At 58.2% G+C, this 18,120-nt stretch carries 20 protein-coding genes, 1 tRNA gene and 1 pseudogene; 8 read left to right on the top strand and 14 right to left on the bottom strand.

Annotation, left to right across the window (positions count from 1 at the left end):
- Entirely contained in the window at window positions 1-327 is a 327-nt protein-coding gene (locus T3A99_RS08920; protein ID WP_322834231.1) for a DUF2834 domain-containing protein, read from the top strand.
- A gap of 60 nt (window positions 328-387) precedes the next feature.
- On the opposite strand, the gene T3A99_RS08925 is transcribed toward T3A99_RS08920, so the two are convergent.
- From T3A99_RS08925 to T3A99_RS08935, 3 genes and pseudogenes are all read right to left on the bottom strand, one after another.
- Window positions 388-789 (bottom strand): PaaI family thioesterase, encoded by a 402-nt coding sequence (locus T3A99_RS08925; RefSeq protein ID WP_316912035.1) that lies wholly within the window; start codon window positions 787-789, stop codon window positions 388-390.
- Window positions 790-862: 73 nt separating this feature from the next.
- The gene (locus tag T3A99_RS08930) at window positions 863-1,438 is read right to left on the bottom strand and encodes a GNAT family N-acetyltransferase (RefSeq protein WP_316913241.1); all 576 of its coding nucleotides are present in this window, start codon (window positions 1,436-1,438) and stop codon (window positions 863-865) included.
- A 48-nt stretch (window positions 1,439-1,486) separates the two neighbouring features.
- Window positions 1,487-1,918: pseudogene (locus tag T3A99_RS08935) on the bottom strand (GNAT family N-acetyltransferase); the annotation flags it as partial.
- A gap of 137 nt (window positions 1,919-2,055) precedes the next feature.
- Between T3A99_RS08935 and T3A99_RS08940 the strand changes: the two are divergent.
- The 3 genes from T3A99_RS08940 to T3A99_RS08950 all read left to right on the top strand — a co-directional run bounded on the left by T3A99_RS08940 (window position 2,056) and on the right by T3A99_RS08950 (window position 4,234).
- Window positions 2,056-2,406: a hypothetical protein gene (locus T3A99_RS08940; protein ID WP_047228245.1), complete on the top strand. Its 351-nt coding sequence runs from the start codon at window positions 2,056-2,058 to the stop codon at window positions 2,404-2,406.
- Between the two features lie 104 nt (window positions 2,407-2,510).
- Window positions 2,511-2,987, top strand: a complete 477-nt coding sequence (locus tag T3A99_RS08945) for a GNAT family N-acetyltransferase (protein ID WP_076383851.1) — start codon at window positions 2,511-2,513, stop codon at window positions 2,985-2,987.
- Between the two features lie 179 nt (window positions 2,988-3,166).
- Complete coding sequence (locus tag T3A99_RS08950; protein ID WP_316912036.1) at window positions 3,167-4,234, top strand: alpha/beta hydrolase; 1,068 nt, start codon at window positions 3,167-3,169, stop codon at window positions 4,232-4,234.
- Window positions 4,235-4,311: 77 nt separating this feature from the next.
- Here T3A99_RS08950 and T3A99_RS08955 read toward each other — a convergent pair whose 3' ends face one another.
- Complete coding sequence (locus T3A99_RS08955; protein WP_274090953.1) at window positions 4,312-4,812, bottom strand: nuclear transport factor 2 family protein; 501 nt, start codon at window positions 4,810-4,812, stop codon at window positions 4,312-4,314.
- Window positions 4,813-5,081: 269 nt separating this feature from the next.
- Window positions 5,082-5,171: transfer RNA gene (locus T3A99_RS08960), tRNA-Ser, on the bottom strand.
- A gap of 307 nt (window positions 5,172-5,478) precedes the next feature.
- On the opposite strand from T3A99_RS08960, the gene T3A99_RS08965 reads away from it, so the two are divergent.
- From T3A99_RS08965 to T3A99_RS08975, 3 genes are all read left to right on the top strand, one after another.
- Complete coding sequence (locus T3A99_RS08965; RefSeq protein WP_047228241.1) at window positions 5,479-6,168, top strand: crotonase/enoyl-CoA hydratase family protein; 690 nt, start codon at window positions 5,479-5,481, stop codon at window positions 6,166-6,168.
- A 214-nt stretch (window positions 6,169-6,382) separates the two neighbouring features.
- A complete protein-coding gene (locus T3A99_RS08970; RefSeq protein ID WP_281459956.1) occupies window positions 6,383-7,105 on the top strand; it encodes a lysophospholipid acyltransferase family protein in 723 nt (240 codons plus the stop codon).
- A 214-nt stretch (window positions 7,106-7,319) separates the two neighbouring features.
- The gene (locus T3A99_RS08975; RefSeq protein WP_047228239.1) at window positions 7,320-8,291 is read left to right on the top strand and encodes a magnesium and cobalt transport protein CorA; all 972 of its coding nucleotides are present in this window, start codon (window positions 7,320-7,322) and stop codon (window positions 8,289-8,291) included.
- Between the two features lie 99 nt (window positions 8,292-8,390).
- On the opposite strand, the gene T3A99_RS08980 is transcribed toward T3A99_RS08975, so the two are convergent.
- From T3A99_RS08980 to T3A99_RS08990, 3 genes are all read right to left on the bottom strand, one after another.
- Entirely contained in the window at window positions 8,391-9,125 is a 735-nt protein-coding gene (locus T3A99_RS08980) for an amidotransferase (protein ID WP_316912037.1), read from the bottom strand.
- 90 nt (window positions 9,126-9,215) lie between these two features.
- Window positions 9,216-11,360 carry a 3-hydroxyacyl-CoA dehydrogenase NAD-binding domain-containing protein gene (locus T3A99_RS08985; protein WP_322834232.1) on the bottom strand — a complete coding sequence of 715 codons (2,145 nt, stop codon included), beginning with the start codon at window positions 11,358-11,360 and terminating at the stop codon, window positions 9,216-9,218.
- 25 nt (window positions 11,361-11,385) lie between these two features.
- Window positions 11,386-12,591 (bottom strand): acetyl-CoA C-acetyltransferase, encoded by a 1,206-nt coding sequence (locus T3A99_RS08990; protein ID WP_316912039.1) that lies wholly within the window; start codon window positions 12,589-12,591, stop codon window positions 11,386-11,388.
- 617 nt (window positions 12,592-13,208) lie between these two features.
- On the opposite strand from T3A99_RS08990, the gene T3A99_RS08995 reads away from it, so the two are divergent.
- Complete coding sequence (locus tag T3A99_RS08995; protein WP_274090955.1) at window positions 13,209-14,021, top strand: c-type cytochrome; 813 nt, start codon at window positions 13,209-13,211, stop codon at window positions 14,019-14,021.
- 95 nt (window positions 14,022-14,116) lie between these two features.
- Here T3A99_RS08995 and T3A99_RS09000 read toward each other — a convergent pair whose 3' ends face one another.
- The 6 genes from T3A99_RS09000 to T3A99_RS09025 form a co-directional block, all read right to left on the bottom strand.
- A complete protein-coding gene (locus T3A99_RS09000; RefSeq protein ID WP_047228234.1) occupies window positions 14,117-14,458 on the bottom strand; it encodes a ribonuclease E inhibitor RraB in 342 nt (113 codons plus the stop codon).
- Between the two features lie 201 nt (window positions 14,459-14,659).
- A complete protein-coding gene (locus T3A99_RS09005; RefSeq protein WP_047228233.1) occupies window positions 14,660-14,896 on the bottom strand; it encodes a hypothetical protein in 237 nt (78 codons plus the stop codon).
- Between the two features lie 138 nt (window positions 14,897-15,034).
- Window positions 15,035-15,643: an START domain-containing protein gene (locus T3A99_RS09010; protein WP_047228232.1), complete on the bottom strand. Its 609-nt coding sequence runs from the start codon at window positions 15,641-15,643 to the stop codon at window positions 15,035-15,037.
- A gap of 37 nt (window positions 15,644-15,680) precedes the next feature.
- Entirely contained in the window at window positions 15,681-15,935 is a 255-nt protein-coding gene (locus tag T3A99_RS09015) for a YkgJ family cysteine cluster protein (protein ID WP_107322029.1), read from the bottom strand.
- A 137-nt stretch (window positions 15,936-16,072) separates the two neighbouring features.
- Complete coding sequence (locus tag T3A99_RS09020) at window positions 16,073-16,549, bottom strand: translation initiation factor 2 (protein ID WP_076383845.1); 477 nt, start codon at window positions 16,547-16,549, stop codon at window positions 16,073-16,075.
- Between the two features lie 89 nt (window positions 16,550-16,638).
- The gene (locus T3A99_RS09025) at window positions 16,639-18,078 is read right to left on the bottom strand and encodes a PLP-dependent aminotransferase family protein (RefSeq protein ID WP_047228229.1); all 1,440 of its coding nucleotides are present in this window, start codon (window positions 18,076-18,078) and stop codon (window positions 16,639-16,641) included.
- Window positions 18,079-18,120 lie beyond the last annotated feature (42 nt).

Here is an 18,120-nt window from a genome sequence, read left to right on the forward strand (position 1 = left end):
GTGAAAAAACCCTACATAGCACTTGTCACGCTGCTGCTTTTTTCCCTTTATACGGCGAGTACTTTATTCCTCGCTGAGCAATCGCTCCTGGCGTTCGGAGTCGAACTCATGTCTAGCCCAGATACTGCGCAGGTGGTCATCGACCTCTATCTCCTCGGGTTTATGGCATGCCTCTGGATGTACAGAGACTCGCGCTCCAAAGGCAGATCGCTCCTGTCCTTGCTGCCATACTTGTTGATCACAGCGTTCTTCGTATCGATCGGTCCATTGCTGTACATCGTCGTTAACGGATTTACCCGAAAACCGCTGGCGACAGACACTCTGTGATACTTCGCTGATTGCCTTCTGAAATGACCCCGTTACTACGTCCAAAAATGTGCTGACGCTTCAACCAACCACAAGAAAAGACGCACTGGCTCGCACCACGCGCTCCTCTCCAGCGCTTATATAGGTATTGGCGAAAACCAGTCGGCTACCGGATTTTTGAATATCGACAGCCGCCTCCAACCAATCACCGACCTTAGCGGAGCCGGCGAAATCAGTGGTCATTGTGGTCGTCACGAGCTTGAGGGGCGGATCTTTCGAGAAGGCAGCGCTGTAGCCCAAAGCAATGTCAGCCAGCGCCATGAACAACCCTCCGTGAGCGAGTCCACGCGCATTAGTGTGTTTCTCCTCGATCCGAATCCCAACGGTGAATCCTTCGGCGTTTTCCCGATAGTGGAAAGGGCCCAGTAGATCAAGAAAAGGACTGCTCCGAAATAACGGTTTGAAGCCCTGTGGAATATCCATTTCACACTCCTTTACCCTGTAGGCATATTCAGGTCTGGCGACTGTAATTAATGGTCGTCAAAGGCGACCAAGCTCATTGCACCCTGCTCAAAGGCCCCAAAGCCGCTTTTTTCTCAAGCCATGCCTCCCGCGTCATTTCCCAAACTTCCTGTAGCAACGGCCCACAGACAAAATTGCCCTGCCGCGTTGCAATCATGCGCATGCCTTCGTGTTCCGAAACTTTACGCGAAGCATGATTGCCCACCGCCTTGGGGACTTGCATGACGGGACGCCCCAGGTTTTCAAACCAATAGGCGTTGATAACTTCACAGGCTTCGCGCATGTAGCCTTTGCCCTGCCATTGAGGCGCCAGCCAAAAACCTCGGTTGTTGCCCGGTTGATCGTACAGGCTGATGCTACCGATGCAATGTGCCGGATCTTCGCAAGTACGGATCATCCAATGCCACTCGCGCCCGGCCGCAATGGCGGGAAGCGCATGGTCGCGAACGTACGTCAGCGCGCCGTCTTCCGGATAGGGCCATGGCACGCGACTGTCGAGATAACGCACCACTTCCCAATGAGGAAACAGCTGTTGGATAGCTGGTGCATCGGCCAGTTGTAAAGGCGTGAGGATAAGACGGCGGGTCTGAATCGTGGGGGTGGTTTCCATCATGGATTTACGCATGATGATCGTGCGTTCAGCACCGTCAAATTCGTCACGTACCTTCTGAAATCCCAGCTCTGTGTAAAAGCTCTCTGCCGTGATGGAGGATGGCACATGCAAAGTGACCAGACCCATGTCGAGAGCGGCTGAACAAATGACCGACATTAGCCGTCTGCCAAGGCCTGCTCTTTGATACCGCGGCGCTACAAAAACACTTCTGATCACATCTCCATCGAGGCTGGCAGTCGCGACGACACGCTGATCGACAGATGCCACATACATCCGACGCCGCACCATCAATCGCTCAATCGCCAGTGGAGAAAAGTTCTGCTCTACCCGGACGATTACATCGGCCGGATAATCTTTCGTATTGGACTGACGCAGAGCGCTGATCACAACGTTGCTTATTGCTTGCGCGTCCTCGACTGTTGCGAGGCGAATGTAGGCATCCATTTCAAGTTCTCGCTCCGGGTGATCAGTGATCATAGACGCATGACAATGGACAGAAACCACGACAGAAAGATAGTTTCAAGACGTCCAGGCCGAAGGCTGAACCACGGATGCTATTGCCGATTACTCAAACGAACACGCCCAGCCTTGCCATCAACAAAAAGAGTCAAAGCATGAAAACCGCTGACCCCAATCGCCTGAAAATCTGGCAAGCCCTTTCATCACTGTTTCTCGACACCGAGATCGACGAATTAACCTACGACTACATCGCTCGCGTGATCCTTGAAACCGGCTATTCACCTAAGGTAATCCACAGCATCCTATGGAATGAAGTGTTCCCGGTCCTGGAAGCCAACCTCAGGTCCGTCGCAGGCGAATGGGCGGGATGGACGGATGAGTGGCTGCTGGAGCAGCTCACGATAAATGATCAACTCGAGGTCCGAAAACCCAGCGGCAGTATTGCCGTGGAGATCGCCAGATGCTGGAACCATGTGGCGACCCGGCTTCCACCGGGATATGCCTGATCCCGGTTTTTATCCGGCCCCTCGCGCGCCCAGGATGCCGCACTCGGCAGGCAACAATCTCACACTGATCAACGTCTTTCGGCAAAATGATAGAGCACGAAATAATGCCCCTCACACCCCATTCGCTTGTCACCTTGGTCCCCGCTCAAAACAGCGACCTGGACGATCTGGTAGCCGTCAGAATCGAAGCCATGCGCGAAAGTCTTGAGCGTGTCGGGCGATTTGATCCCGTGCGCGCACGCGAGCGATTTCTAGGCGGTTTTAAACCAGACTGCACACGCCACATCGTGGTAACAGGACAGAGGGTGGGGTTCGTAGTCATCAAACGTCACGACAATGAACTCTTGCTTGACCACTTGTACGTGCACCCTGACGCGCAGGGATCAGGAATAGGCTCTGCTGTTCTCAGCCAAATATTCAAAGAGGCGGATGCCGCTGCGCTGCCATTACGAGTGGGCGCTCTCAAAGAAAGCGCGTCGAATCGCTTCTACATTCGTCACGGTTTCCAACTCATCGAAAGCGGTGAGTTCGACAATTATTATCTGCGACAGAACGATCCTGCAGCCGGCCAAAATCGTTAGCCGCCGGCAATCTTGCTGCGATGTATCCTCGTGTATCCCGAGGATACATCGCTACATAACCTTGCACTTTTACCTCCCATTCGACACAGCCCGGATACGTTGCCCCGTTCAAATGCACCCAAGGTTTCAAGGGCATCAACCAGAGCCCCTGACCCATGGCTCGCAATGGAGGCATCACCATGAAAACGGCACTGCAGCACAGCAAAACCGGTAAAACCCATCGCCGCCTGCTCGGCTCATCCATCCTCGCTCTCAGTCTGTTCGGCGCGCTCGGGGTAGCCCACGGGAAATCCACCAGCGCCGCGCAGCCAACCGCGAACAAGTCCGGCATCACGCATACAACGCCCTCCCCGTTCGGTGCGCTGAAGCATATCAAGGCCGGTCTGCTGAACGTGGCGTACGCCGAAACCGGCCCCGCCGATGGGCCGGTGGTGATTCTGCTGCACGGCTGGCCGTACGACATTCATAGCTATGACGAAGTCGCGCCCTTGCTCGCAGCAAAGGGATACCGCGTGCTGATGCCCTATGCCCGGGGCTACGGCGATACGCATTTCCTGTCCGAAAAAACGCTTCGCAACGGTCAACCAGCCGCGTTGGCCAGTGACGTGATCGACTTCATGGATGCACTGAAAATCAAGCAAGCTGTGCTCGGTGGCTACGATTGGGGCGCACGTTCGGCGGACATCGTCGCGGCCCTGTGGCCGGAGCGGGTCAAGGCGCTGGTCGCGGTCAGCGGCTATCTGATCGGCAACCAGGCCGCCGGCCAGAACCCGCTGCCACCCAAGGCCGAGTTGCAGTGGTGGTATCAGTTTTATTTCGCCACCGACCGTGGCCGCGCCGGGTACGAGAAAAATACCCACGACTTCGCCAAGTTGATCTGGCAACTGGCGTCGCCCAAATGGGCATTCGATGACGCCACCTTCGACCGCAGCGCCAAGGCGCTGGAAAACCCCGACCACGTCGAGATCACCGTATTCAACTACCGTTGGCGTCTCGGTTTGGTCCAGGGCGAGACCCGATACGACGCGCTGGAACAGAAACTGGCGACGGCGCCCTCCATCAGCGTGCCGACCATCACCCTTGAAGGCGATGCCAACGGCGCGCCGCACCCAGCTCCCGAGGATTACGCCAAGCGCTTCACCGGCAAGTACGAGTTCCGGTTGATCAGCGGCGGCATCGGCCACAACTTGCCGCAGGAAGATCCGCAAGCGTTTGCCAAGGCTGTGATTGATGCGGATCATCTTTGATAGCCAGCCCCTTGCCTTGATAACACCGGCATAAAAAAACGGCTCGTTTATTCAACGAGCCGTCTTTTTGCGGTCTATTACCGAACAGGATCAACCCGACGCATAAGGTCATTCAACACGTAGGTGTCCAGAAAGGCTGTTACCTCTGTGATCTGGCCATCCTTGAGTGTCATGTGCCACAGGTAAGTGTTGTTGTAGGGCTTGCGGTCAAGGGCCATGGCCTCTCCCTTCCAGAGAACCACTACGACATCGCCCTCAGCCACAATGCTTTGCACGGTAGGGGAAATGGGCGTTGCCAGCCGAGCGGTGATCGGTCGTACGGCTCGTTCGATTAAATCCGTCTTGCTGTTATACACACCAGAAACCGGGCTTGATCCAGATACGGTCCACGTTGCGTCGGGCGCCAGCAGATCGAAAACCGTGCCTTGGCCTTGTTGCCAGTGGGTAAATGCTTGGCGCACCAGGTCGGTATTGATGTTTTGGTCAGCGGCTTGCGACGCTGAAACCGTGTTCGTTGAAAGCACCAAACACAGCGCGACAGCCTGAAGGCGCACAGCCAAACTCATCCATGGGGTCATGATCTTTCTCTCACAACAATACGTTGATAGGAACCTCTTCAAGAGGAACCTTAACGGCATGGGCTCGGAAGCTTTTGCTCGATACTGCTGTGAGGTTGCCCGATGCTGTTTGGTGGAACGGCGTGGGCACCTGAGCCTGGCTCCTATGCGTGGTTGCCGCCAGCACGCGGGAAGTCGCCCGCCGGCCCCATATCGCCTTTTTCCAGACGCCAAAAACCACAAACCCCCGACTTTCTCTAGGAAAATCAGGGGTTTGTGTTTGCAGAATGTGGCGGTGAAGGAGAGATTCGAACTCTCGATACAGTTTCCTGTATACACACTTTCCAGGCGTGCTCCTTAAGCCACTCGGACACTTCACCGTGTCTCGGCAAACTGTTCAGTCTGTCGAGGCGCGCTAATGTAGTCGAAAGCTTTTCCGATGGCAAAGGTTTTTTTCAGAATTTTCATGCGGTTAAGGTGATCGGACATTTCAAACGCGTCCGAGCATGGCAAACCGGCCAATCTTCGGGTTTGTGTGTGCAGTGTTCCATGGAGCAAGGCGCGGGCGATGGGGCGGTCAGGCGGTTTGTCGGGGCTGGGGGCTGACCGGTGAGTCAGTCACAGCGCTTTACCTGGCCTGCGGCGGTGGGTAACGTCTGCGTCACTTCTCTTACAAGGAATAGCGCCATGAGCGACCTGATTGCCTACCATCTCGAAGACGGTATCGCGACCCTGACCTTGAACAACGGCAAGGTCAATGCCATCTCGCCGGATGTGATTGCCGCGTTCAACACTGCGCTGGATCAGGCTGTGACGGATCGGGCGGTGGTGATCATTACCGGGCAACCGGGGATTCTGTCCGGTGGTTATGATTTGAAGGTGATGACCGCCGGTCCCAAGGAAGCGGTGAGTCTGGTCACGGCCGGCTCGACCCTGGCCCGTCGCCTGTTGTCGCACCCCTTCCCCGTCGTTGTCGCGTGCCCAGGGCATGCGGTGGCCAAGGGAGCGTTCCTGCTGCTGTCGGCGGATTATCGCATCGGTGTCGATGGACCGTTCAGCATTGGCCTGAACGAAGTGCAGATCGGCATGACCATGCACCACGCCGGTATCGAGCTGGCCCGCGATCGCCTGCGCAAATCCGCGTTTCATCGCTCGGTGATCAATGGCGAGATGTTCAACCCGCAGAGCGCGGTGGACGCCGGCTTCCTCGACAAGGTGGTGTCGACCGATGAGCTGCAGGGTGCGGCGCTGGAGGCCGCGCGTCAGTTGAAGAAAATCAACATGACCGCCCACAAGAACACCAAGCTGAAAGTGCGCAAGGCCCTGCTGGAGACGCTGGACAGTGCAATTCTGCTGGATCAGGAGCACATGGGTTAACTTGCCTCAGCGCAAAACGAAAAGCCCGACCGCTGTGTCGGGCTTTTTCTTACATGCTCCGTTTAAAAACCGACAACCGCTCTAGCCTGCTTCTGACACGTTAATCGGAAACATGCTCTCAAACATCGCCCATCTCCTACCTCTATAGCGGCAATTGCCGAAAACAGTGCACATCCGTACACTGCGCCACCTTTTGTCCCGACGGGGCCTGTAGATGCTGTTTTTATTGCGTATGTTGTTGATGGGTGTGCATTTTGTGCTGGCGGGTGTGCTCGGGGTGATCCTGGGGTTGTGTCGGCCGTTCAATCCAGACAACAGCCGTTTATGCGCCAGATTGTATGCGTGGCCCGCCATGTGCATTTTGCGTCTGCGGGTGAAGGCCGAGGTCGACACCCTGGTAAACAAGTCCCAGAGCTGCGTGATCATTGCCAACCACCAGTCCAACTATGACCTGTTCATGTTCGGTAACGTGGTGCCCTACCGCACCGTGTGCATCGGTAAGAAGAGCCTGAAGTGGGTGCCGTTGTTCGGGCAATTGTTCTGGCTGGCGGGCAATGTGCTGATTGACCGGGGTAACGCGATCAAGGCGCGCCAGTCGATGTTGACCACCACTCACACGTTGCAGCATGAGGACACATCGATCTGGGTATTCCCGGAAGGCACGCGCAATCTTGGCGAGGATCTGCTGCCCTTCAAGAAAGGCGCGTTCCAGATGGCGATCGCCGCCGGGGTACCGATTGTTCCGGTGTGCGTCAGCAGCTACATCAAGCACATGCGCCTCAATCGCTGGCGAGGCGGCGACATCCTCATACGCTCGCTACCGGCCATTCCCACGGCGGGGTTGAGCCTGGATGACATGCCCCAGCTCATCGCCCAGTGCCGTGAGCAAATGCGCGAGTGCATCGCGGTGATGGACCGGCAGGTGCAGGCTGTTTAACGAGCCTGTTAAACAATAGCCAGCCGGGCACATAACCCTGTGGCGAGGGGGTTTATCCCCTCACCACAAAAACCCGCACGATTCTGATTCCACCTGTAGGGCATTTGACTCTACCGGCGAACTCGGTGGATTTTGCTGACTCTCAAGCAGCAGGGCACACTAAGCTACAGATTGCCTGCCACTGCCATTTTCCAAGAAGAAGTGAACCACCATCATGGGTAGAGTCGTTGCTGCTGCGGTTTACAGCGCCGGTAAGAAAGTCACCAACATCACCCTCGACGAAGGCAGCGCCTGGGCAGCCAAACCGGGCCACTTTGTATGGATCGGCCTGGAAGAGCCCAGTGCCCAGGAACTGACCAACCTGCAACGTCAATTCAACCTGCATGAATTGGCGATTGAAGACGCGATGGAGAAGCACAGTCGCCCCAAGTTGGAGACCTTTGGCGATGCACTGTTTATCGTCACGTATTCGCCGGTGCGCAAGGACGGCAAGCTACAGTTCATCGAGACTCATATCTTCGCCGGCAACGGCTACATCATCACCGCCCGCAATGGCCACTCGGCGTCCTACGCCCACGTGCGACAACGCTGTGAGGCGCGGCCTATTCTGCTGGAGCACGGGGAAGATTTCGTTCTCTATGCCATCCTGGATTTCGTCATTGAAAATTACCAGCCGGTGGGTGAAGCCATTCACGCCGAGATCGATGAACTGGAGCGCAACGTACTGTGCAGCTCCCTGAACGAGCGGGATATTCAGAACTTGCACAGCTTGCGCCGTGACGTATTACGCCTGCGCCGTTATGCAGCACCGATGGTGGAAATCAGCGAAGAACTGCAAAGACTGGACTTTCCCTTCATCGACAAAAACATGAGCCCGTACTTCCGCGATGTGCAGATTCATGTCACGCGGCAGATGGAAGACCTGGCGACTTTGGCGGACATCGCCAGCCAGACCATTGAAGTCGGCGTGCTGCTCGAAGCGTCGCGCCAGAGCGTGGTGCAGCGCAAGTTCGCGGCGTGGGCGGCGATCCTGGCGTTCCCCACGGCGGTAGCCGGAATCTATGGGATGAACTTCGAGAACATGCCGGAGTTGACCTGGCACTACGGGTACTTTCTGGTGCTGGGGTTTATCGCGGTGGGCTGTACCGCGTTGTGGGGGAGCTTCAAGCGCTCGGGGTGGTTGTAAGCAAGCTTGTAGGCGGTTGAGGCTGGCGTGACATTCATCGCGAGCAGGCTCGCTCCCACACTTGATTACCTGTCTATCAAGTGTGGGGGCGATGGTGTTTTAGTCTTGGGCCGCTGCGGTTTCAGGCTTGTGCGCGACGAAACGCATCATCCATTCAGCCACCGTGGTGCCGTGATGCGCCTGTTCAAGACTGGCCATGCCTTGGCGGTAGATCTGCTCGCCAAGGTGTTGCTGGCGGATCTCCAGCAGCGCCCGGGAGTAATCGTGGATGAATTCCGGGTGGCCCTGGAAGCACAGCACCTGATCGTTGATGTGGTAGGCGGCGAACGGGCAAAAATCGCTGGACGCGATCACCGTGGCGTTTTCCGGCAGCTCGGTGACCTGGTCCTGGTGACTGATCAGCAGGGTCAGCTCTTCCATCACCGGGCTCATCCATGGCGCCTTGGCCGCGAGCTTGTAGCGGTGGGTGCCCACGCCCCAGCCTTGAGTGGCGCGCTCGGCCTTGCCGCCCAGCAACAGCGCCAGCAGTTGATGACCGAAGCACACGCCCAGCAACTTGTCGCCTCGCTGGTAGCGATCCAGCAAGAAGGTCTTGAGGGTTTGAATCCAGGGGTCGGTGCCGAAGGAGTCGGCTTTGCTGCCGGTTACCAGGTAAGCGTCGAACGACTCATCACCGTTGGGGTATTGCCCCTGCATCACGTTGTACACAATGAACTCAGCCGCGACGGGCTGTTGTGAAAACAGGCGCTGGAACATCTGCCCGTAACCCTGATATTGGTCGATCAGTTCCGGACGCAGGGTATCGGTTTCCAAAATGCAGATGCGCAGCGACATAAAAAATACCTGACACGATGATGGGAATATTGCACACCCCCTGAGCGTGCCTTGAAATACCGTCCCAAGGCAAGCCCCTTCCCCTGTCAGTCAGAACAGTTCTTGCCTGGCGGCTTTCTCCAGCAACAAGGCCGGTGGTGAAAATCGCTCGCCATACTGCTCGGCCAGATATTGAGCGCGGGCGACAAAATCCCGCAGGCCGTACTGGTTGATGAACTGCAACGCACCGCCGGTCCAGGCGGCGAAACCGATACCGAAAATCGAGCCGACGTTGGCGTCCGCCGTGGAGGTGAGCACGCCCTCCTCTACGCAGCGCACGGTTTCCAGGGCCTGGATGAACAGCAGGCGATCGCGGATGTCCTGTGGCGAGATCTGCCCGTCGGCTTTCTCGAAACGATGCTTGAGCTCCGGCCACAGGTGTTTCTGCCCGTCGGCCGGATACTCGTAGAAACCGGCCCCGGCGGCTTTGCCTGGCCGCTTGTATTCGTTGAGCAGCAGGTCAATCACGGCGAACGCCGGGTGCTCGATCGGCGTTTGCCCTTCCGCTTGCAGGTCTTTGGCGGTTTGCGCGCGGATATGGCTCATCAGGCTGAGGGAAACTTCGTCAGAGATCGCCAGAGGCCCTACCGGCATCCCGGCCTTGCGCGCCTCGGTCTCGATCATCGGCGCACTCACGCCCTCACCCAGCATGGCGATGCCTTCGTTGGTAAAGGTGCCGAATACCCGAGAGGTGAAGAAACCACGACTGTCGTTGACCACGATCGGCGTCTTGTTGATTTGCAGAACGAAATCGAAAGCTCGTGCCAGGGTCTCGTCGCTGGTGCGGGCGCCCCTGATGATTTCCACCAGAGGCATTTTCTCCACCGGGCTGAAGAAATGCAGGCCGACGAACTTCGTCTGATCCGGTACAGCCGTCGCCAGGCCGGTGATGGGCAGGGTCGAGGTGTTGGAGGCGAGCACCGCGTCCGCCCCAACAACCGCTTGGGCAGCGGCTGTGACGCTGGCTTTCAGGGCGCGATCCTCAAACACCGCCTCAATGACCAGATCGCAACCGGCCAGGTCCGCGTCGCTGTCAGTGGTTTGTATCCGCGCCAGCGTGGCTTCGCGCTGCTCGACGGTAAGCTGCCCGCGGGCGATCTTCTTATCCAGCAGCGCCGCCGTGCGGGCCTTGCCTTTCTCGGCGGCGGCAAGGCTGACGTCCTTGAGCACCACCGCAATCCCGGCCCTGGCGCTGACGTAGGCGATACCAGCCCCCATCATGCCAGCGCCGAGTACCCCGACTTTTTGGGTCAGATAAGGTGCAAAGCCCTGCGGGCGCGAACCGCCGGCCTTTATTTCATTGAGCTGGAACCAGAAAGTGCCGATCAGGTTCTTGGCCACCTGGCCAGTGGTCAGCTCAGTGAAGTAGCGGGTTTCGATCACGTGGGCGGTGTCGAAATCCACCTGGGCACCTTCCACTGCCGCGCAGAGAATTTTCTCCGGCGCGGGCAGGCAACCCTGGGTTTTGTTGCGCAGGATCGAAGGTGCTATCGCCAGCATTTGCGCGACTTTCGGGCGAGACGGCGTGCCACCCGGGATCTGATAGCCTTTCGCATCCCAAGGTTGGACCACGCTGGGGTTGGCGAGAATCCAGGCCCTGGACTTGCTCAGCAGGTCCTCGCGATCCACCGCCAGCTCATCGATCAGACCGGCCTGCAGTGCCTGTTGCGGGCGCACCTTCTTGCCCTCGAGCAAATACGGCAAGGCTTTCTCCAAGCCAAGCAACCGCACCATCCGCACCACCCCGCCGCCACCTGGCAACAGGCCCAGGGTGACTTCCGGCAAGCCAATCTGCACCGACGGGTGATCCAGCGCCACACGATGATGGCAAGCCAGGCAGATTTCCCAGCCGCCGCCCAGGGCCGCGCCATTGATGGCCGCCACCACCGGTTTTCCTAGGGTTTCCAGGGCACGCAGTTGCGCCTTGAGCCCGAGCACCATTTCATAGAATGCCTTGGCTTGGGGTTTACCGACCTTGACCAGTTCGTTGAGGTCGCCGCCAGCGAAGAAGGTCTTCTTGGCCGAGGTAATGATCACCCCGGCAATCGAGTCTTTTTCGGCGGTCAACCGAGCGACGCAGGCAGCCATGGCCTCGCGGTACGTCGCATTCATGGTGTTGGCGCTCTGGCCTGGCATGTCCAGGGTCAGGACGACGATCCGGTCCTGGCCGGTTTCGTAACGGATGGCATCGCTCATGAAAAGTATTCCTTGAAGTCGGGGCTCAGAGACGTTCGATAACGGTGGCAATGCCCATGCCGCCGCCGACACACAGCGTCGCCAGGCCATAGCGCAGGTGACGCGCCTCTAACTCATCGAGCAAGGTGCCGAGAATTGCGCAGCCTGTAGCCCCCAAGGGATGCCCCATGGCGATGGAGCCGCCGTTGACGTTGACCTTGGCGGGGTCGATGGCCATGTCCTTGATGAACTTGAGCACCACTGAGGCGAACGCTTCGTTGACTTCGAACAGGTCGATGTCCTCCACCCGCAGCCCAGCCTTGACCAGAGCCTTGCGGGTAGCCGGCGCCGGGCCGGTGAGCATGATGGTCGGATCGGTGCTGGTGACAGCCGTGGCGACGATCCGCGCCCGCGGTTGCAGCCCCAGCGCCTGCCCCTTGGCTTCGGAACCGATCAGCATCAGCGCCGCCCCATCGACGATGCCGGAACTGTTGCCCGGCGTGTGGACATGATTGATCCGTTCCACATGGCTGTAGACCCGCAGCGCCGTAGCGTCGAAGCCCATCTGGCCCATGGCTGCGAAACTCGGCTTGAGCTTGCCCAGGCCCTCCAGAGTCGAGTCCGCACGGATGAATTCGTCGTGATCCAGCAGCACGATGCCATTCTGGTCCCGCACCGCCACCAGGGATTTGTTGAACGAACCGTCGGCCCGGGCCCGGGCCGCCTTTTGCTGGGAGTGCAGCGCGAAAGCATCGACGTCCTCGCGGCTGAAGCCCTCCAGGGTTGCGATCAGGTCAGCACCGATGCCCTGAGGTGTGAAGTGGCCCTGCAGATTGGATTGAGGATCCAGCGCCCAAGCGCCGCCGTCGCTGCCCATGGGCACGCGAGACATGGATTCGACACCTCCGGCCACCACCAGATCCTCGAACCCGGAGCGCACTTTCATCGCCGCCAGGTTTACCGCTTCCAGGCCCGAGGCGCAGAACCGGTTGAGCTGCACGCCTGCCACGCTGACATCCCAATCGGCGATCAGCGCGGCGGTCTTGGCGATGTCGGCGCCCTGATCACCTATCGGCGTCACGCAACCGAGCACGATATCGTCAACCTGACTGGTGTCCAGGCCCATGCGCTGCTGCAGGGCGGCGAGCAGGCCGCCCACCAGGTTCACCGGCTTGACGCTGTGCAAAGCGCCATCGGCCTTGCCCTTGCCACGGGGGGTGCGTAATGCGTCAAAAATCAAAGCTTCGGTCATGACATCCTCAAACCACTGGGACAATGCAATGGCTCCAACCATAAGCCCAGCGGCCCGAGATTCAATGACCGCAGTGCTCAACCACGTTGACGGCCACGCTCAGACGAACGGTAGCATGCTATCGGGTTAACCGATTCAGGTGAGCAAAGTGTCTAGCAAAAGGGCCTTCACGAAGGTGGCACTAGGCCTCATACCACTTTAAGAGCGGACGGCAGCAAACTAATACGAATTGGATCTAAGCCAAGGCGGCTGCGGCCCCTAATGTAATCCTTGTACAAGATAGTCGTCGGGTTTTGCCGAGGCGCTTGTCAGACAGGAAGTGCAACGCCAGCCGTCAGGAGATATGCAGGCTGGCCTCAGGAAATAACAAAAAAGGCGGGTCAGCCATGTTCAAACATTCGAAAGTTCGCCAAGCCGGACTCATTCTCTTCGCCACGACGCTGCTGTTGATTGTGCCGAATATCACCAAGGTGATCGGCTGAATCCGGCGCGCGGGTGCCTGTACCATCGGCAAGCGGTAGCGCTTGTATCATCAAAAAATGTGACGAGTTCGTTGTTCGAGTCGCGGTGGCTGTGCCAACCTTTGCGGCACTCCCTCGACATGGAAAACGACCCTCGTGAAAGTTCTCATTGTGTTCGGCGCGCTGCTGCTCAGCACGCCCTTGTTTGCCGCGCAGCTGGTGCTGGAGCTGGGCACGACTGCCCGCACCTGGCAGACCGAAGAACTGCTCCAGCATCCTGAAGCCCGAACGATCCAGATCGCTGAAGACGTTTCCTACAAAAAGCCGATGAATTATCGCGCCGTGCCGCTGACAGCGCTGTTGACTGGCGTCGAGCCCGACGACCATCTCCAGGCCGTGGCGCTGGACGGATTTGCCGCCGAATTGCCCGCAGCACCGTTACTCAACACAAACGGCGCGCGAGCCTGGCTGGCGATCGAAGACCCGGCCCACCCCTGGCCCCCAATGGGTGAAGGCAAGGGCAGCGCCGGGCCCTTCTATCTGGTCTGGACCAACCCCCAGGCAGGTCACATCAGCCCCGAACAATGGCCGTACGCGGTGGCGACCATCAAGCGCCTGTCAGCGGTAGCCGAGCGCTTCCCTGCCCTGCTGCCGGCGCCCACGGTGACTCAGGCTGACCCGGTCTATAAGGGCTTTGAACTGTTCCAGAAAAACTGCCTGGCTTGCCATCGGCTCAACGGCGCAGGCGACGCGCAGTTTGGCCCGGACCTGAACATCCCCTTCAATCCTACCGAGTACTTTTCCGGGGATTTCCTCAAGCGCTATATCCGCGACCCACAAAGCCTGCGTCGCTGGCCCCAAGGGAAGATGCCGGCGTTCTCGGCCACGGTGCTGCCGGATGCGGAGCTGGATCTGCTGGTGGGGTATCTCAAGCACATGGCGGGGCGTAAACAGCCGTTGGCCCCATGAAGTCGGTTTTGTGCCTGAGGTGACCCGGTGGGAGCACACCTATGAAAACGGCCGACACATGGGTCAGCCGTTGCTCGGGTTGCGTGAATGAACGGTCAGGCGTGCAGGCGCCGTATTTCCTGTTTGACGCCCCACCCCTCGATGATGCCACCCAAAGGCTCCACCACCGCCTCGAAGTTTTGTTCGAAGTCTCCAATGTCATCGTAGGTGGCGTACATCACCCGGCTCAACTCCAATGACCAGGCGCCGTCATCCCGTGCGCTGATCTGTGCATTCAATGACTCACCCCGAAATTGACCTGCCGCCCTGCGCGCCCGCTCCTCATCCGGGAAAATGGCGTAGAACTCGATGGGATGGAATTGTGAGAAATCGAAACCGCCTTCTTTCATGCGGCGAAGCACACTGGTGCTGATGTCTTCTTGATAGGCTGTGCTCATGAAACGTCCTCCTCAAACCGATGGATAGACTTTCCGTCTTCCCGTGCGGGCAACCCTTGGGTTGCAGCGATACGGCATCAAATTACCGTCGGGACACAAGCATGTAGCTGACAAGACCGGACCTAAGCGATCCTTTCGCTGATCTCAATTGCAGAGTAGCTGCAAGTAGTGGTCACTGCCAAGCGGGGCCAGGCAGTGACTTCATGAAATCGGTGTAATGCTGATGATTTCGATACTGTGCTGGGATTTGAGATTCTTGACCGTAGGGTCTGCCGTGCGGCCCTCCAGGTCATTGAGATCAAGCTTGGCGGGTACGGGGAGCAGCTTTTGGCGAATCAACTGCGCAGCCTGCTCCATCGTGGGCTCCTGTTCATAGTCGAACCGCTCGGCGATGGCTTCGCCGTGATCATCAACGAAAGTGATTTCCCACTTTTGCATCGGTGTCTCCTCGATCAATTCAGGGCCTGGCTTACCTCTATCTCGACATTCAGGGCTGAACAATCGTTCCGCTCAGTCGTTGGACGGCTGCCATAAAAAAAACCGCCTCACGGGCGGTTTTTCATGCAGCGTCGGCGATTATTTCTCGGCACGTGCTTTCAAGGCTTTCAACGTATTGAACGGCGCATCCACCACGAACTTGTTGGCCAGCCAGGAAGGAACATCGCCACCTGGTTCGGTGTGGACCTGATAGATTACTTCGACCTGACCGGCGTCCTTGGGCGTGAATTTCCAGAAGCCTTCAACTTGAGTGACCCGCACAAAACCCTTTTTTTCAGGCCGGTAGGTTGGCACGCCCTTGAGGTTGCGGGTCAGGCTGCCATCGGCACCTTTGACGGTGGTCACTTGCAACACCGAGTCCCGCGGGGTAACCGGCCAGGGCGTGTTGAACTGGGTGTAGGTCCAGCTCTGGTCCCCTTCATGCTTGAGCAGCTCCTGGCTCTTGCATTCGTGAATCCAGGCACAGGCAGCCGAAACGTCTTCCTGAAGCGCTTGCAGCTTGGCCATGGTGGTTTTCATGACGGTCACGCCTTGGTAGGCCTTGTACTTGGAACCGGCCACTTCACTGAGGGAAACCTTGATGCCGTCCTCTTCCTTGGCGACTTTCCAGTCTTCTGCCTGGGCGGTAGCCGTTGCCAGCAGCACGGTCAAACCACACAACACAGCCATACGATGCAGCGAACCCATAGTTTTTTCCTTGTTATCGAAGTTCCGAACTGGCCCATTACGCTGCCGTGATTTGCTCCCACCAACCGATCAGCCGGATGGCGTCTTCAGAGCTGTTGCCGCAGACCTCGATGTCGGCCTCGAACGCCGAGCACACCCTCGGTCGCTCCGGCTGGCCGAAGATCTGGCACAGGTTATCGACTGACAGCTGCACGCAACGTTCGCCCGCCGGCTTGCCGTGGGGCATGCCAGGAATCGGCGAACTGATGGAAGGGGCGATGCAGCAGGCGCCACAGCCTTCGCGGCATTTCATGACGACAACATCCTCACGACAAGTAATGATTGGTAACAGAACACAGAGTAACGGCTAAAACACTCGTTTTAAATTACCGTCCGTGTGTTTTTTCTTGTACGCCAGGATGACCCTACAGTCAGCGACGAGAGGAAGGATTACTGCTTGAATTCGAAATCCAGCGCCGCGCCTTCGACTTCATTGCGCTCTTGATTGCGCAACGGCAGCTGCATTTCATTGCTCAACAAACGGCCATTGAGTTGGAACGGGCCCGGCTTTTCCCCAAACATGGAGGGCAGCAAAGGCTCATGCTTGGGTAACGGCACCGCACCCGGAGGCTGCAGATCCTCGACCATGTCTTGAGGCAGGCTCAAATCCAGCTTGGCCGGCGGTAACCGGGTTTTGGCGACCTCGCGGGCAGATTGACTCTTGGAGGCGACAGGGGCCCGTTTTTTCTTCGCTACCGCAGCTTTTTTAGCCGGCGCTTTTTTAACAACTGCCGGTTTTTTCTTCGAGGCGCTTTTAGTGGCACTGGCGGCCGGTTTCTCCTGCGCCGACGCAGCCACGACACCTTCCGAATGGAAGGCAGTCAACAGGCCGATCAAAACCCAGGCGGCAGGAGCAATGGCTTTCATAGACACTACGGCACTTACGGCAGAGATCCCCATGCTCGCCTGTTACTCAGCCGCTGACAAGCACATCAGGCAGGAGCCGCCAGTTTCTATCAAAAACCGCTGGCGGTCTCCTGGCACAGTTGGGTGGCCAGCAGGCCTAGCGTCATCAAGGCCCGTTCAGCCTCGCGGTTCCAAGGCGTGCCGCAATTGAGGCGGATGCAATGGTTGAACTGTTCGGTGTTACTGAAAATCAGCCCTGGTGCAATGCTGATACCTTGCTGCAACGCCCGTACATGCAACTCCTGAGTGTTGACCCGCCCCGGCAGACTGACCCACAGAATGAAGCCTCCATTAGGCCGGCTCATTTGCGTACCTTCGGGAAAGTATTGCTGCACTGCCAACTGAAAGGCACTGAGGTTTTTGCGGTACTCCTGGCGGATATAACGCAAGTGCCGATCATAGCCGCCATTTTCCAGGTACGCCGCGATGCCCATCTGCGTGACGCTGCATGCCGAATGCGTGCTGAAGGTCTGGAGCCGTTGGATTTCCTGCTGGAATTTGCCGGCAATCATCCAACCAATGCGCACGCCCGGTGACAACGTCTTGGAAAAACTCGAACAGTAAATGACTCGGTCCAACCGGTCATAGGCCTTGAGCGCCTTGGTGCGTCCCTGCTCGAACATCAACTCGCCATAAATATCGTCTTCAACGATCTGGATGTCGAAATCCGAGGCCAGGCGCAACAGTTGCTTTTGCCGCTCCTCGGGCATCGTCCCACCGAGGGGATTGCTCAAGCGCGTGGTCAGCACCAGCGCCTTGATCGACCACTGATTGGCCGCCAGTTGCAGGGCTTCCAGGCTCATGCCGGTGACCGGGTCGCTGGGGATCTCGATGACCTTGAGGCCCAGCAGATCCGCCAGTTGCAGCAAGCCGTAGTAGGTCGGCGACTCGGCGGCGATCAGGTCTCCTGGCCGGGTCAGCACCCGCAAGGACATTTGCAGCGCATCCACGCAACCGTGAGTGATCACCACCTCGGAGGGATCCACCACGACCCCGGCATCGCGCATGCGAATCGCCACTTGGCGGCGCAAGGGTTCGAAGCCCGGGCTGAACATGTAGCTGAACGCCCGCGGGCTGTGGAAGCGCGTGACCTTGGCCAGTTGCTGGTGCAGCGCTCGTACAGGCAGGTAGTCGACGCTCGGCACCGCCGCGCCCAGGGGAAATACCCCTTCGCGGCGCGACTCAACCAACACTTGCTGGATGATGCTGCTGCGCGTGACCAGCCCCGGACGCTCGACCCGCGCGATGTCCGGCGTCGGCGCCGTCAGGGCCGGGGTTTGATGCACGTAGTAACCGGACTGCGGCCGCGCACGGATCAGCCCCTGATCTTCAAGGTTGGCGTAGGCCTGCAGCACCGTCGCATGGCTGACGTTGAGCTGCGAGCTCATCTTGCGCACCGAAGGCACACGTTCGCCGGGCTGATACACACCGCGCCGGATGTCTTCAGCCAGTTGTTGGGCAATACGTTGATAGAGCAAGAGGTTGGTCATGACGCAGCACTCGATTTCACGGGCATTTTATTTTTGTGAGAG

Source organism: Pseudomonas sp. N-137 (genome assembly GCF_034555295.1).
In the GTDB taxonomy this organism is placed as follows: Bacteria; Pseudomonadota; Gammaproteobacteria; order Pseudomonadales; family Pseudomonadaceae; genus Aquipseudomonas; species Aquipseudomonas rhizophila.